The organism is Marinoscillum sp., from assembly GCF_965229915.1.
Classification (GTDB): domain Bacteria; phylum Bacteroidota; class Bacteroidia; order Cytophagales; family Cyclobacteriaceae; genus Marinoscillum.
The window spans coordinates 68,713-84,935 of record NZ_CBDDJZ010000001.1 but is presented as its reverse complement, the minus strand read 5'-3'; the positions used below and the strand labels follow the sequence as shown (position 1 = coordinate 84,935).

Genomic DNA, 16,223 nt, shown 5'->3' with positions numbered 1-16,223 from the left:
TACTCTCAAAAAAGTGACTCTTCACTGATTTTAAGAAAATTGCAAAAAGACATAGATTCTATTGTGAATTCCGCAATTTCAAAAGAAGCTTTTCCTGGAGCGGTTGTTTACGCTAGTTATCAAGGCAAACCTTTGGTGTATGAATCGTATGGATATCACACCTATGATAGCCTGAATCCGGTCTACGTATCTGATATTTATGATTTGGCTTCTCTCACCAAAGTGATGGCATCCACCCTAGCACTCATGAAGCTATACGATCAAGGTAAGGTAGCGCTTGATCAACCCATTAAAGAGTATGTGAATGGAATGGGCTGGAGTAAATTTGGAAAGGTATCAATCAGAGAAGCACTCGCGCATCAGGGAGGAATCAAAAGCTGGATACAATACTATAATGAAATCAAAAGAGGAAATGGGACGTACAAGCGCAATACCATTTCAACAGAGTACTCTGAAAAATTCCCAATTCAACTCACAGACAACTTGTTTCTTCACAGAGATTTTTATGAAAAGAAAATCAAGAAAATGATCAAAAGAGCTCCAATAGAAAAACAGCCTCATTATGTGTATTCGGGGCTGTTTTTTTACCTGGTACCAGAAATGGTCCGAAACCTTTCAGGGATGGGATTTGAAGAATATTTAGAGACCTTCTTTTATGATTCTTTGGATATGCAAACGGTCTGTTTCAACCCAGCAAGTGAATTTCCGCTAGAGCGAATCGTTCCTACTGAAATTGACACTTTTTTTAGGCATGAGGCTATCCATGGTCGAGTACATGACGAAGGAGCCATCATGATGAATGGGGTTTCTGGTAATGCAGGCTTGTTTGGAGATGCTATAGATGTGGCCACTCTTTGGCAGATGCTGCTGGCCGATGGAAATCTGGATGGATATCAGTACTTGTCTCCATCCACAGTAGATCTGTTTACAGCTACTCAGTATGGCAACCTAGATAACCGAAGGGCTCTTGGGTTTGACAAGCCACTACTTGAGTACGACTCTATCCGCAGCAGTGTGGGTAAATCTGCTAGTGTCAGAAGCTTTGGTCATACTGGATATACAGGTACTCTGGCATGGGCAGATCCAGATTATGATCTAGTATTTGTATTCCTATCCAACAGAGTCTATCCGGATCGAACGCATCGTCTTCTATATGAACTGAATATTCGCCCTACCATACACCAGTTGATTTACGATTACCTTGATGCGATACGGGAAAATTGAAAATATTTTAAACAATCATTTACAAGGCTCGTTGCTTTAAAAAGCTTTCTTTTAACCTAAAAATCAACAAATCGGTTTGAGTATCCACTGGGTCGACCTCCTCATTTTTTTTATATACATGGTTGCAATGCTGGGAGTGGGGGTCTTCTTCCTGAATAAAAACAAGAGTACTGATGATTACTATGTTGGAGGGCGAACTATGTCTTCCTGGCACGTGGGGCTTTCAGTAGTTGCAACGGATGTTGGTGGAGGCTTCTCTATAGGTCTGGGTGGACTTGGGTTTACCATGGGATTATCAGGATCCTGGATGCTATTTACCGGACTGATCGGTGCCTGGCTGGCAGCAGTTATTCTTATTCCTAGACTGAGTGCTTTGCCTCAGTTCAGCAAGCTGTTCACTTTTCCACAGATCTTCAGTATATTCTATGACAAGAAAACAGCATTGCTTGCAGGGATCATTTCTGCCATCGGATATGCGGGATTTACCAGCTCTCAGTTACTAGCAGGAGCTAAACTTGCTTCATCAACTTTCGAAGGATTAAGTCTGAATTATGCCCTGATCATCATGGGTGTGATTGCCGTGGTTTATACGGTAATGGGCGGCTTAAAAGCGGTCATTTATACCGATACCATTCAGTGGGCACTCTTACTTTCAGGATTGGTCTTCATTGGCTTGCCTCTTGGGTACATTGAAGTAGGTGGATACGAAAAGATTCGTGAGATTTTACCAAATGAATTCCTGAGTCTCTCCAATATCACGTGGCAGGATATTGTGAACTGGAGTGTAACGATCATTCCTATTTGGTTTGTGGGAATGACACTCTACCAACGCATCTATGCCTGCAAAAGTGAAAAAGAGGCTCAGAAGGCCTGGTATATAGCCGGTTTGTTTGAATGGCCCATCATGGCGTTTATGGGAGTGATGCTGGGAATGTTTGCCCGGGTAGGAGCAGAGACAGGTATGTTTGCCTATCTCGGCTATGAAAGTGCTGAGGGAATGGATGCCGAAACAGGCTTGCCCATGCTGCTCCGGACTATCTTGCCTGCTGGTCTTATGGGACTGATGATGGCTTCCTATTTTTCAGCGGTACTTTCTACAGCTGATAGTTGTTTGATGGCTTCATCAGGTAATCTGGTGACTGATATACTGGGATATAAAAATGCCGATCAGAAGAAATTCTTGAGGCTGTCACAAATCCTTACCTTTGTCATCGGAGCATTTGCACTGATCCTGGCATCCATGATGCAAAGTGTGCTGGAATTGATGCTGTATTCTTATGCGTTTATGGTTTCTGGATTGTTTATTCCAGTGCTGGGAGGCCTGTTCGTCCATAAACCAAGTCCAAATGCTGCATTTTGGTCAATGCTTTTAGGAGGTGGAACCACCATTACTCTCATTATTACAGGTATCGAGTTGCCGTTAGGTTTGGATGCCAATATTTTCGGAATCAGCGCCTCCCTGGTATCGTTTGTTGTTATAAATCAATTCACTCATAATTTAAAGTAGAATGTTAGATATAAAAGTTCTTAGACCTTCAGATACTGTTGGACTTGTGGAAATGGAGCAAGTCCGTGATTTTCTATTCGACCACCTCGATCAGTATGGTGATGAGAAATCGGACATCATGAAGGCAATCAATTATGCATTAAATAAAGGCATTACCCCTGGTGGTTTTGTGGTAGTAGGTCGTGATGAAGGAGAGATTGTAGGAGCCGTAGTAGTCAACAAAACCGGCATGGAAGGCTACATTCCTGAAAACATCCTCGTATATATCGCGGCCCACAGAGAAAAGCGTGGCAAAGGATATGGTAAAGCCATGATGCAAAAAGCTATTGAAACTGCTGAAGGCAATATAGCTTTACACGTGGAACCAGATAACCCTGCAAAGCATTTATATGAGAAGCTTGGGTTCACCAACAAGTATCTGGAGATGCGTTTAAATAAATCATAGTTAATGACTAACCAAATTTTGGAGGATGCAATTGCTCTCAGGAGACATTTGCACCAACACCCCGAATTATCCTGCGAGGAAAAAGAAACATCCCATACACTTAAGGAAAAATTGCGGTCTGATTGTCAGCCTGATGAACTAATTGAATTTGATCAATATGGCATAGCCGCTATATTCAAAGGGAAGGAACCCGGCAAAACAATCATGATACGTGGTGACTTTGACGCGTTGCCCATTCAGGAGACCAATGACTTTGAATACAAATCGACCAAAGATGGAATAAGCCACAAATGTGGTCATGATGGTCATGCTTCCATATTGTATGCCCTGGCCAGAACGCTCTCCGATAAGCCAGTCGAGAAAGGGGATGTCATCCTTCTATTTCAACCGGCTGAGGAGAACGGCGAGGGTGCGAAAGGAGTCATCAACGATCCTAAATTTGAGGACATAAAACCAGATCATGTGGTGGCTTTGCACAATCTGCCGGGTTATCCGACCAATACCATCGTTTGGAAGGAGGGGACATTTACTGCAGCTGCCAATAGCATCATTATCAAACTACATGGTAAGACTTCTCATGCTGCGGAACCCGAGAAGGGCATCAACCCGGCTTTGGCTATGGCTGAAATGACGAAGGCTTTTCTGGATCGGAATGTTCCGGATTTAAAGGATCCTAAGTTTAAAATTGCCACACCTATTTACACGACCATGGGAGATTTCTCTTATGGAGTCTCTGCAGGCTATGGTGAGCTCCATTTCACTCTGAGAGCATGGCAAAATGAAATCATTCAGGATTTCGAAAATGAGTGTGAGCGTATCGCACGGGAAATTGGTGAAAAGCATGGATTAAAAGTGACAATTGAATGGACACAGAGCTTTTTTGCTAATAAAAACAATGGAGAAGTGATCAGCGCAGTAAAGAAAGCAGCTGACGATTTGGGTTTAAAGAGCATCGAAAGAGAGACTCCATTTAAATGGGGCGAAGACTTTGGTATATTTACAGAAAAGTTTCCAGGTGCAATGTTTGGGATCGGCTCTGGAGAAAACTGGCCTGCACTGCACAATCCGGATTATGACTTTCCGGATGAAATCATCGAAACTGCAACAAATGTTTTTTACCAGGTGATCTCCAACCTACAACACTAAAGCATGTTTGCTACTTCTGAAATAGAATTAGATCAATCTGCATTAGAAAACAACATTCAATTTATTCGATCGGTAGTTGGTCCGGATATTCGAATTTCTTCTGTAGTAAAAGGAAATGCCTACGGGCATGGCATATTTGAGTTTGTGCCCATGGTGGCGAAAGCTGGCATCAATCATTTCTCTGTATTTAGTGCCGATGAGGCATTGGAGGTCAACAATATAAGCCCAAACTCAGCAATCATGATTATGGGCTACATCGGAAATGAGGAATTGGAGTGGGCCATATTGAATGATATTGAATTCTTTGTTTTTGAACGAGACAGATTGCGCAAAGCACTGGAGATCGCTAAAAAATTTAGCAAGAAGGCTAAAATTCACATAGAATACGAAACAGGGCTCAATCGAACTGGATTTAGCAAAACGCAGTTAGCGGATGTCATCGACCTACTGTCGGGCAATGAAGAACTCTTCGAACTAATGGGAAGTTGTACCCACTATGCTGGCGCAGAAAGCATCGCCAATTTTGTGCGGGTCAAAAATCAAATCAAACGATTCAATAAGGTCAATAAGTGGTTGACCACCAAAGGCCTGACACCTAATATACGGCATACGGCATGTTCTGCGGCCGCTATTTCTTACCCTAAGAGTAGGATGGACATGGTGAGAATCGGGATTCTCCAATATGGTTTTTGGCCAAGCAAAGAAACGTTTATCGACTGCATCAAACATTCGGAAAACCGATTGGATCCTTTGAGACGGGTGATCAAGTGGAAGAGTACAGTGATGGATGTAAAGGAAGTAGACACAGGAGAATTTGTGGGGTATGGAACCACTTTTATGGCTACCGACAACATGAAAATTGCCACCGTCCCTGTTGGGTATAGTCACGGATACAGCCGATCACTTAGCAATCAAGGAAGGGTTTTGATCAAGGGTCACAGACTGGCTGTAATCGGTATCGTGAACATGAACTTGCTCATTGTAGATATATCCGAATGTCCTCAGGTAGAGAAAGGTGATGAAGTGGTATTAATAGGAGATCAGGGTGATAATTCCATCTCTGTTGCTTCATTTGGTGAGCTCAGTAACCAGCTGAATTACGAGCTGCTATCCAGACTTCCAAGAAACATCCCAAGAACAGTCGTCAACCAAAATGAGTTAACTCACAAAACAACAACGAATGGCCTATCTAAAGCTTAAGCGTAAATCACTACAACATAACTATCAGTTTATTGCTAAACGACTCGACAAAGAAGGCATTGAGTGGGGAGTGGTCTCCAAGCTACTTTGTGGTACAGTCAAGTACATTCAGGAATTGATTGATCTGGGTGTTACCGAGATACATGACTCCCGTGTGAGTAACCTCAAAAAGGTCAAGGAAATCAATAAAGATGTTCAAACAGTCTACATCAAACCTCCTGCAAAAAAGGCCATCAAGAATATTGTACAGTATGCCGATGTAAGCTTCAATACTGAACTTTCAACCATTCGTCTGCTGTCAGAAGAAGCTGGTAAACAGGGCAAACTTCACAAAATCATCATCATGATCGAGATGGGTGATCTGCGCGAAGGAGTGTTGGGCGAACACCTGTTGGATTTTTATGGAAAGATCTTTGAATTGCCAAACATCACGGTGGTTGGATTGGGCACTAACCTTAACTGCCTGTATGGAGTTATGCCGTCACAGGATAAACTAATTCAACTGAGCCTATATAAACAGTTGGTAGAAGCCAAATTCAATCGAAAAATTGAATGGGTATCTGGAGGAACATCAGTTGTTTTTCCGTTATTGCTGAATCGGCAATTGCCGAAAGGAATCAATCATTTCAGAATAGGAGAGATGCTTTACTTCGGTAACAACCTGTTTACTGAAAAGACCGTCAAGGGAATGAAAACCGATGTTTTCACATTGCATGCCCAAATAATAGAGCTTATCGAAAAACCCAAAGTTCCTACTGGAGAGCTAGCTTCAAACCCTTCTGGTGAGCAGTTTGAAATCAATGAAGAAGACTATGGTAAAATGAGTTACAGAGCTATACTGGATCTTGGCTTGTTAGACATCTCTACTGATTTCCTCACACCAATTGATAAAGGTATAGAAATCACTGGTGCGAGTTCAGACATGATTGTCATAGACCTGGGCAGTACCAAGCGCAATTATAAAGTTGGAGATTGGGTTAAATTCAAGTTAAAATACATGGGAGCGTTAGGCTTATTGAACTCCAATTACATAGACAAAATCGTCGAATAAACGAGGAAAAAGAAATATTTCACCCGTCGCTTATTTATAATTATTCTAAATAGAGATCCTAAATGCTGATTTATGTCATCTAAACGACTGATAATCAGTCTGATTTATCCACAGGGGTTATCCACATACGGGAAAGTCTTTTTGAGGTTGCAAAACCGCCTTTGAAATACTAACCCACGGTATTACATTTGTACCCGTTTGATCTAGAACGGTAGAAAAATACATGTTGACAAAGAAACAATCCATGTCCAAAACACCCAGATTTGTCCTAACCTCACTGATTTTCACCCTTACCTTATTGTTGTCTATATCACTTTCTGCTCAAGATGCTGGAGGTGGAGAAGCTGCTGCTGACGGCATTCCTACGGATGATGCCGTGGTTTCAGCTGGTGAAAGTTTGTTCAAGGCAAATTGTACACAGTGTCACGCCATCCATGAGAAGGTAATTGGACCAGCACTGAAAGATGTGCACGAAAGAAGAGAAAAGTCGTGGTTGCTTAGCTGGATTAAGAACTCGCAGAAGATGATCCAAAGTGGTGACGAAACGGCGGTTAGTCTGTGGGAAGAATACAACAAGACCGCTATGCCGGCTTATCCGTTTTCAGACGAGGAGATCACTTCTATATTATCATACGTAAAAGTAGAATCAGCAAAAGAGCCAGCAGCTGAAGTAGCAGCAACCGATGGAGGAGGCGATGGCACAACAGCTCAGGCAGGTAATCAGGTAGCCTCTGGATATCTTACAGCTGTTTTGGTGGTGTTGATAGTTGTATTGGTGTTGATTCTGGTCGTGCTTGGTTTGATTGTTTCGGTATTGACCAAATACCTAAAAGACCAAAAAGCGGAGCTTGACGAAGAAGATCAGGAAGTGGTTTCACAAAGATTTGATCTTCAGAAGCTGATCATGAGTGATTTCTTCATTGGTGCGGTGGTGTTCATTTTTGTGGCTGTTCTGTTAAAAACAGCAATCGACGGAGCATTCTCTATCGGTGTGCAGCAGGGCTATCAGCCTACTCAACCTATTGCTTTTTCACATCAGATCCACGCAGGTCAATACGAAATTGATTGTAATTACTGCCATACAGGTGTTAGAAAATCTAAAGCAGCTAATATACCTTCAGCCAATATCTGTATGAACTGCCACACAGCCATCAAGACAGAATCTCCAGAAATAGCTAAGATTTACAAAGCGATAGATTACGATCCATCTACGGGTGAATATGGAGATAACACCCAGCCAATAGAATGGGTGAGAATCCACAACCTTCCTGACCTGGCTTATTTCAACCACTCACAGCACGTAAAAGTAGGTGGACTTGAATGCCAAACGTGTCATGGACCTATCGAAGAGATGGATGTGGTTTATCAATACTCTACGTTGACAATGGGATGGTGTATCAATTGTCATAGAGAGACTAACGTGAATACAAAAGATAACGAATACTACTCCAAGTTAGTGGAGTTGCATAATGAGCATAGTAAAGAGCCAATGAAAGTAGAAGATATTGGTGGTTTGGAATGTTCAAAATGTCACTATTAATCTAGCTTGAAAAAGGATATTAGTCCAGCAATATGAAAGAAACTAAGAAATACTGGAAAGGATTAGAACAGCTTAAAAACAGCGCTGAGTTTCAAGAGCAGGCAAACAAAGAATTCCCTGAGTACCTACCGATTGGTGATGGTGAAGAGCCATCAAGAAGGGACTTCTTGAAATTGATGGGGTTTGGAATTGCTGCAGTATCACTAGCGGCATGCGAGACCCCTGTGAAAAAAGCCATTCCTTATGTGAAAAAGCCTGAGGCTGTGGATCCAACGCTTCCTAACTATTACGCTTCTACATATGTGAGTGGTAGTGATTATTGCAGTGTATTGGTCAAAACCAGAGAGGGTAGACCAATTAAACTAGAAGGCAACAAGCTATCGACGATCAGTGGTGGAGGTACTTCCCCTCAGGTTGAGGCATCTGTGCTTTCTTTATATGATCAGGAAAGACTTCAGCAACCAACTATTGATGGCAACAAGGCTACGTGGGAAGAACTGGATGCTGCAGTTACTAAAGAATTGGCAGCTGTAAATGGTAAACTTACCATTGTATCTAATTCCATCGCTTCACCGTCCACTCAGGCATCAATTAATGCTTTGGCAGAGAAATATGGAGCAACTCATGTGAGCTACGATCAGGTATCTTTCAGTGGAATGTTGAATGCATACGAAACTGCATTTGGCACACGAATGATGCCACATCATGATTTTTCCAAAGCCAAGACTATCGTGTCTTTTGGAGCTGATTTTCTAGGCTCATGGCCAAACAGAACTGCCAATAATAAGCAGTTCGCTTCTACAAGAAAATTATCAAAGAGCAAGCAAGACATGTCAAGACTCTACGCTTTTGAGTCCAACTTGTCTTTGACTGGTTCGAATGCTGACTATAGAACACCAATAAAACCTTCTCAGGAAGGATTGTACGTAGCGAATCTTTACAACGCTATTGCTTCCAAACTGGGTGCACAAAAAGTGAATGTACCCAAAGTAGAGGATGATGCTGTGTTGATGAAGGCCGCTGCAGATTTGGTGAAGTCAAAAGGTGCGAGCATTGTAGCGTCAGGATCTAATGATGCCAATGTACAGCTGATGGTTATTGCCATTAACTCTGTACTTGGAGCATATGGAAATACTATTGATGCATCTAAATCGGTCAACCTGCGAAAAGGTAACGATGCTGCATTTGCATCATTTGTTAAAGGACTTAATTCTGGAGCAGTTAGTGGTGTGATTTTCTACAACTGTAATCCAGTGTATGACTCTGCTCAGGGAGCAGAAATTGCAGCTGGATTGGCAAAAGCGAAATTTGCATTGTCAACATCAGATAGAGCAGATGAAACGGCCTCTTTAACCAAGTATGTCGCACCTGATCATCACTATCTAGAGTCATGGAATGACTTTGAACCGGTGACTGGTTTTTATAGTTTATCTCAGCCCGCTATCAGAAATATCTTCAATACAAGACAGGCACAGCAGTCTTTCTTGACATGGGCAGGAGATACTACTTCTTATTACGATTTTGTACGAGCTAATTGGGAAGCTAACGTTTTCTCAAAAGCTACTACCATAGAATATTTCAATTTTGATTCTTTCTGGGACAAGTGTCTGCACGACGGTGTTTTCGAAGCACCAGCTGAAGCTGAGTCTCCAGAGGTCAATGTAGATTTAACAAGTGCTGCATCTGCTATTGCTAAAACCTACAGTGCAAACAACACTGGTTTGGAATTGGCATTGTATGTAAACAATAGTGTTGGAGAGGGCATTCAAGCAAATAACCCATGGTTACAAGAGATGCCAGATCCGATCACTAAAGCTACATGGGATAACTATCTAACTGTTTCTCCAAAGCAAGCAGCAGAATGGGGCATAGAGTTGGGTGATATGTCTACTCAGCTGGTGACATTTACTGCAAACGGTAAATCAGCTGAAATCCCTGTTTTGGCACAACCAGGTCAGGCTTACAATACAGTAGGGCTTGCTATTGGATATGGTAGGACCAAAGCTGGTAAAGTAGCCAATGAAGTGGGTGTAAATGCTTATCAGTTTGCTTCAATTGTAAACGGAGCTGTAAGCTTCACGGCGACTTCTGGTGTAAGCGCTGAGTTAATTAGTGGATCAGAATACAAGATTGCTCAGACACAGACTCACCAAACTTACATGGGGCGTGAGACAGTGATACAAGAAACAGTACTGAGTAAGTATCAAAAAGACAATCAGGCTGGAAGACATTTTCCTAAGATTGCGACTTCAGAAGGAATGAAGAAGCCCTACGCGGTTTCTCTTTGGAAAGGACATGAATATCCTAACCACCACTGGGGAATGATGATCGACCTAAACTCATGTACTGGGTGTGGAGCATGTACCGTGGCTTGTCAAACGGAAAACAACATTCCGGTTGTAGGTAAGCAAGAGGTGCTCAATCGAAGAGAGATGCACTGGCTCCGAATTGATAGATATTACAGTTCGGATGCTACTAAAGAGGATGGATACGAGGCGATGGAAAAAGCTGCTGAGAATCCAGAAGTGACTTTCCAACCAATGATGTGTCAGCAGTGTAACAACGCTCCATGTGAGACGGTTTGTCCTGTTGCTGCAACTACTCACAGTAGTGAAGGTCTTAACCAAATGACTTACAACAGATGTATCGGTACAAGATATTGTGCCAACAACTGTCCATATAAAGTTCGTCGTTTCAACTGGTTTAAATACCATGATAACAAGCAGTTCGATAAGAACATGGCGATGAACAACGATCTGGGTAAAATGGTATTGAACCCGGATGTTACCGTAAGAGCTAGAGGCGTGATGGAGAAATGTACCTTCTGTGTACAAAGAATCCAGGCAGGCAAGCTGGAAGCCAAAAGAGAAGGTCGCAGACCGGAAGATGGCGAAGTAACATCTGCGTGCGCAAGCTCTTGTCCTTCAGAAGCATTGGTATTCGGTGATATGAAAAATCCAAATAGCAAAATCTCTCAAATGTTGAAAATCAAGCAGAATGAGAAGAGTGTAACTGCAGAAGAGGATCGTGCTTATCACGTACTGGAAGAATTGAGAGTAATGCCAAATGTTTGGTATCTGACCAAAGTCAGAAATAAAGATGTAGAGTCTAAAACTGAAAAAGCAGAAGCATAATAACCTATGATAGCAGAATCAGCCATTAGAGAACCTTTAGTAACCGGCGGCAAGACCGTTCATGATGTTACTAAAGACATTTCCGGCAGAGTAGAAGAAAAGCCCGCTAAGTCCTGGTTGTTGGCTATGGCCATATCACTTGCAACACTTGCTGTAGGTGGTTATGCCGTTGGTCGACTTTTATGGGATGGTATTGGAATGTGGGGTCTTAACAAAACAGTAGGATGGGCGTGGGATATCACCAACTTCGTATGGTGGGTTGGTATCGGTCACGCCGGTACATTGATTTCAGCGATTCTATTGCTATTCCGTCAGAGATGGAGAATGTCTATCAACAGAGCTGCAGAGGCCATGACGATTTTTGCAGTAATCTGTGCCGCGATGTTCCCGGTATTGCACATGGGACGTCCGTGGTTAGGCTTTTACTGGGCACTACCACTCCCAAATACGTTCGGATCTCTATGGGTGAACTTTAACTCGCCACTACTTTGGGATGTTTTTGCAATCTCTACTTACTTTTCAGTTTCTTTGGTCTTCTGGTATATCGGTCTGATTCCAGATTTTGCTACTATCAGGGACAGAGCTACTAACAAAATTTCTGCTGCTATCTACGGAGCTTTGAGTTTTGGATGGGATGGAGCAGCTAAAACATGGTCACGATACGAAACAGTGGCATTGGTTTTAGCAGGATTAGCCACACCACTGGTACTTTCAGTTCACACCATTGTATCATTTGACTTTGCTACATCAGTGATACCTGGATGGCACACCACGATTTTCCCTCCTTACTTCGTTGCAGGAGCGATCTTCTCTGGTTTCGCGATGGTACTGACTCTACTGATCATCACCAGACGAGTTTACAAACTAGAAGACTATATCACGATCCAGCACATTGAATTGATGAATATTGTGATCATTATCACTGGATCGATTGTAGGTATTGCATACATCACAGAGTTTTTTATTGCCTGGTATTCTGGAGTTGAAGCGGAACAATATGCTTTCATCAACAGAGCTTCAGGTCCATACTGGTGGGCGTACGCTTCCATGATGACCTGTAATGTGATCTCTCCACAGCTCTTCTGGTCAAAGAAGATCAGAACGAATATCGCTGCGACTTTCGTGATTTCAATCATTGTAAATATTGGTATGTGGTTTGAGCGATTTGTAATCATCGTCACTTCACTACACAGAGATTTCCTTCCTTCAAGTTGGGCGATGTTCTATCCAACGTTCTACGATGTGGGAGTTTACCTATTCACTTTTGGTCTGTTCTTCACTTTGTTCTTTGCTTTCGCGAAGTTCTTCCCTGTGATCAACATGGCTGAGGTTAAAAGTATTATTAAAGCAACTGGAGAAAAGAAAGCGTAATGGCACATACAAGTAATTATATCCTTGGTGTATACGATGATGAAGATGTGCTTTTAAAGGCCATCAAGAACGTGCGCGATGGTGGAGTAAAAATCCACGAAGTGTATTCACCATTTCCTGTACACGGCATAGAAGATGCTCTTGGGTACAGAAGATCAAGATTATCAATCGTTGCTTTCATGTTCGGTTTACTGGGAACCTCCTTAGCTCTAACCATGCAGCTAGGTATGATGACTGTGGATTGGCCAATGATTATTGGTGGTAAGGATTATGCTCCAATCCCTTCTTTTATTCCAGTAACATTTGAGTTGACCGTACTACTGGCTTCATTTGGTATGGTTGGTACTTTTATGATCATCAGTAACCTAAAGCCCTGGGGCAAACCTAAGTTGTTCGATAAGCGAATTACAGATGATAAGCACATTGTGGCTATAGATCTAGGAACTAATCAATTGGAGGAATCTGCTATTGACAAAATGTTGAAAGATAGCGGTGCTTCAGAGGTGAATAAGAAAACACTTTAATGACAATGCTAAAAAGTATTAATAGACTATTTGTTTTAGGTGTAATCGTATCTGTGCTGGGAGCCTGTACCGCAGGTCCTGACGATACTGGTGTAGAGTATGCACCTCAGATGTACCATTCCACTCCGTATGAGCCATTGTCTCAGATACAAAGCAAAGAATCGGGCTCATGGTTGGACTCCAATCCAGAAGATGAGCACGGAGAGTTCTATAACTCCAATCCTTACAACCAATTCGGGATGAACATGATTGAGCCAGTGGAAGGAACAATCAAGCGTGGTACCTATCTAGCTGACAATGGAATAGATCCTACTGATTATGCAACTGCTGAGGAGCGATTGATGAATCCGTACGAAGGACAGCAAGAAGTGTTGAAAGAAGGTAAAGCGCTATATGAACGATTCTGTGAACACTGCCATGGTACTAAAGGACTTGGAGATGGACTAGTAGGAGCAGTTTACAAAGGTGTTACTGCTTACAGTTCAGCTACTGTGAAAGACAAGAAAGCCGGACACATCTTTTGGGTAATCACCAACGGTAAAGGCAGAATGGGAGCACATGCTTCTCAAATTAGTGTGGACGATCGATGGAAAATCGTCACTTATGTTCAAACGCTTCAAAAACAATAACAACGAAATTATCCATTTGAGATATGGCTGAAGAAACTTTTGAATTTACAGCAAAGACCAAAAAGAACCTCTTCATATTTATTGCGGTAGGGCTTGTTCTTACGGTGATAGGCATTTTTATGTCGATGGGAGGTGGGCACCATGAAGTAGCCGAGGCTGCCGGTCACGGTGGTCATGAAGCTGCGGAAGCTGCCGCAGGTGGTCATGGTGAGTATCATTGGTACACACGTGTATTTGCTAACTTATGGATCAACAATGTATTCTTTGCGGGAGTAGCGCTAGTTGGTGTACTCTTCTTCGCAATACAGTATGCTGCACAAGTAGGTTGGTCTGCAGGTATCAAGCGAATCCCATTGTCTTTTGGTGCTTGGATTCCAATCGCAGGAGTGTTGATGCTCATTACTTATTTTGCTGCTAGTCATGACTTATTCCACTGGACTCACAGTGGTTTATATGAAAAGGGTGGAGCCGAATATGATTCAATCATTGACGGCAAGGGAGCATACTTTTTTTGGCCACTGGCCAAAGGATCTGTTCCAGTTTTCTTCATTGCTAGAATGATCATTTTCTTTGGAGTATGGTATTGGTTGTTTGCCAAATTGAAGAAAGTAGCATATGAAGAGGATACAGTAGGTGGTACTGAAAAATGGTACAAGCTACGAAAGCTATCTGCTATTTTCATCGTTTTCTTTGCCGTGTCATCTTCCATGGCGGCTTGGGACTGGGTAATGTCTATCGATACGCACTGGTTTAGTACCATGTTTGGTTGGTACAACTTTGCTAGCTGGTGGGTGAGTGGTCTGGCTCTTACAGCTTTGGTGGTTGTGTTTCTAAAGGATAAAGGATACCTAAGCATTGTTAACTCCAATCATATACATGACCTTGGTAAATTCGTTTTTGCATTTAGCATATTCTGGACCTATATCTGGTTCTCTCAGTTTTTGTTAATCTACTATGCAAACATTCCGGAAGAAACCATTTACTTCTTAGAAAGATGGAAAAGTGGACACTACGCTCCATTGTTCTACCTAAATCTGGTCATTAATTTCTTCTTCCCATTCCTGGTTTTGATGACCAGAGATGCAAAAAGGCACTCTCGATTTATCAAAGTAGTAGCTCCTTTGATCATCATTGGTCACTGGTTAGATTTTTATTTGATGATTACTCCTGGAACATTAAAGGAAAACGGAGGGTTTGGTTTCTTAGAACTTGGAATGATGTTCGTCTACGCAGGTGCTTTTGTGTATGTTTTCTTAAATCAAATGTCCAAAGCTCCTCTTTATGCGAAAAATCACCCAATGTTAGAAGAGAGTTTACATCACCATATTTAATCTGAAGAAAGAGCAAAGTTAATTAACTCGATATGTTGAATTTGATCATAATATTAGCTGTAATCCTCGTTCTGGCAATTTTGATTGCAGTATTCAGGGTAACAACATTGGTAGGGATTGTCAAAGGGGATGCCGGTAAATATGTTACATCTGGTAACAAGGTACAGGCGGCTATTTGCCTTTTATTCCTACTCGCTGGAATTGTAGGGTTCTTCTACTACTCTTTCGGAGGGTTGGATGATGACTTCACACAGCCATTGGCATCCGAGCATGGAGTAGAGACTGATCGACTATTTTGGATCACCATGGCCATCACCAGTTTTGTGTTTATTGTGACACAAATATTCTTGTTCTTCTTCGCATTCAAATACCAGTACAAAGAAGGCAACAAAGCGACATTCTACCCACACAATAATACGTTGGAGATTGTTTGGACAGCTGTACCCGCAATTGTACTTGCCCTTTTGATTATCTCTGGTTGGAAAGCCTGGACAAAGATAACAGGTCCAGCACCTGAAGAGTCTGAAGTAATAGAGGTAATGGGTTATCAATACTCCTGGGCAGTAAGATACGGAGGTGCTGATAAGCAACTCGGTGACTATGACTACAAGAAGATTGATGTGGTGAATCAGGTAGGAATTGATTTTAGCGATAAGGCTTCTTTCGATGACTTTATTCCTACAAAACTGATTCTACCTAAAGGTCGTCCTGTTCATCTAAAAATAAGAGCAAGAGATGTTATCCACTCGGTGTACCAGCCACACTTTAGATTACAAATGAATGCAGTTCCCGGAATGCCGACCAGGTTCTGGTTTGTTCCTACAAAAACTACAGCAGAGATGCGGCAGGAAACAGGAAATCCTGATTTCGAATACGAACTTGTGTGTAATAAAATATGTGGTAAAGGCCACTTTGCCATGAAATACCTCATTGAGGTAGTGGAACCCGAAGAGTATGATAAGTGGTACGCAAGCCAAGACGCCTGGTTGAAGCAAAATGACGACTACCTGAGCCAGGTTCCAGAGGAACTTCAAGAGATGGCAAAAATTGCTTCAGGCATTGAAAACAATGCTGAAATACAACCGGTTGAAAACGCAGTAGTTAGCAATAATTAATAAACG

At 42.1% G+C, this 16,223-nt stretch carries 13 protein-coding genes; all 13 read left to right on the top strand.

Annotated features, from left to right (window positions below; all coding sequences use genetic code 11):
- Window positions 1–39: 39 nt before the first annotated feature.
- Window positions 40–1,224 (top strand): serine hydrolase domain-containing protein, encoded by a 1,185-nt coding sequence (locus ACO067_RS00350; protein ID WP_421869063.1) that lies wholly within the window; start codon window positions 40–42, stop codon window positions 1,222–1,224.
- 118 nt (window positions 1,225–1,342) lie between these two features.
- On the top strand, window positions 1,343–2,731 hold the full coding sequence (locus ACO067_RS00345) for a sodium:solute symporter family protein (RefSeq protein ID WP_421869060.1): 1,389 nt from the start codon (window positions 1,343–1,345) through the stop codon (window positions 2,729–2,731).
- A gap of 1 nt (window position 2,732) precedes the next feature.
- Complete coding sequence (locus ACO067_RS00340; RefSeq protein ID WP_421869057.1) at window positions 2,733–3,176, top strand: GNAT family N-acetyltransferase; 444 nt, start codon at window positions 2,733–2,735, stop codon at window positions 3,174–3,176.
- A 3-nt stretch (window positions 3,177–3,179) separates the two neighbouring features.
- On the top strand, window positions 3,180–4,322 hold the full coding sequence (locus tag ACO067_RS00335) for a M20 metallopeptidase family protein (protein WP_421869054.1): 1,143 nt from the start codon (window positions 3,180–3,182) through the stop codon (window positions 4,320–4,322).
- Window positions 4,323–4,325: 3 nt separating this feature from the next.
- Window positions 4,326–5,522, top strand: coding sequence for an alanine racemase (gene alr, locus ACO067_RS00330; RefSeq protein WP_421869051.1), 1,197 nt, complete (start codon window positions 4,326–4,328; stop codon window positions 5,520–5,522).
- A complete protein-coding gene (locus tag ACO067_RS00325) occupies window positions 5,503–6,573 on the top strand; it encodes an alanine racemase (protein ID WP_421869048.1) in 1,071 nt (356 codons plus the stop codon). Before alr ends, ACO067_RS00325 begins: the two co-directional genes overlap by 20 nt.
- A 223-nt stretch (window positions 6,574–6,796) precedes the next feature.
- A complete protein-coding gene (locus ACO067_RS00320) occupies window positions 6,797–8,113 on the top strand; it encodes a cytochrome c3 family protein (RefSeq protein WP_421869045.1) in 1,317 nt (438 codons plus the stop codon).
- A 32-nt stretch (window positions 8,114–8,145) separates the two neighbouring features.
- The gene (locus ACO067_RS00315) at window positions 8,146–11,247 is read left to right on the top strand and encodes a TAT-variant-translocated molybdopterin oxidoreductase (RefSeq protein WP_421869042.1); all 3,102 of its coding nucleotides are present in this window, start codon (window positions 8,146–8,148) and stop codon (window positions 11,245–11,247) included.
- A 6-nt stretch (window positions 11,248–11,253) separates the two neighbouring features.
- The gene (gene nrfD, locus ACO067_RS00310) at window positions 11,254–12,618 is read left to right on the top strand and encodes an NrfD/PsrC family molybdoenzyme membrane anchor subunit (RefSeq protein WP_421869039.1); all 1,365 of its coding nucleotides are present in this window, start codon (window positions 11,254–11,256) and stop codon (window positions 12,616–12,618) included.
- Complete coding sequence (locus ACO067_RS00305; RefSeq protein WP_421869036.1) at window positions 12,618–13,142, top strand: DUF3341 domain-containing protein; 525 nt, start codon at window positions 12,618–12,620, stop codon at window positions 13,140–13,142. Before nrfD ends, ACO067_RS00305 begins: the two co-directional genes overlap by 1 nt.
- A gap of 5 nt (window positions 13,143–13,147) precedes the next feature.
- On the top strand, window positions 13,148–13,771 hold the full coding sequence (locus tag ACO067_RS00300; RefSeq protein ID WP_421869033.1) for a c-type cytochrome: 624 nt from the start codon (window positions 13,148–13,150) through the stop codon (window positions 13,769–13,771).
- A gap of 23 nt (window positions 13,772–13,794) precedes the next feature.
- The gene (locus ACO067_RS00295) at window positions 13,795–15,102 is read left to right on the top strand and encodes a quinol:cytochrome C oxidoreductase (protein WP_421869030.1); all 1,308 of its coding nucleotides are present in this window, start codon (window positions 13,795–13,797) and stop codon (window positions 15,100–15,102) included.
- 32 nt (window positions 15,103–15,134) lie between these two features.
- Window positions 15,135–16,217, top strand: a complete 1,083-nt coding sequence (locus ACO067_RS00290) for a cytochrome c oxidase subunit II (RefSeq protein WP_421869027.1) — start codon at window positions 15,135–15,137, stop codon at window positions 16,215–16,217.
- Window positions 16,218–16,223: the final 6 nt, after the last annotated feature.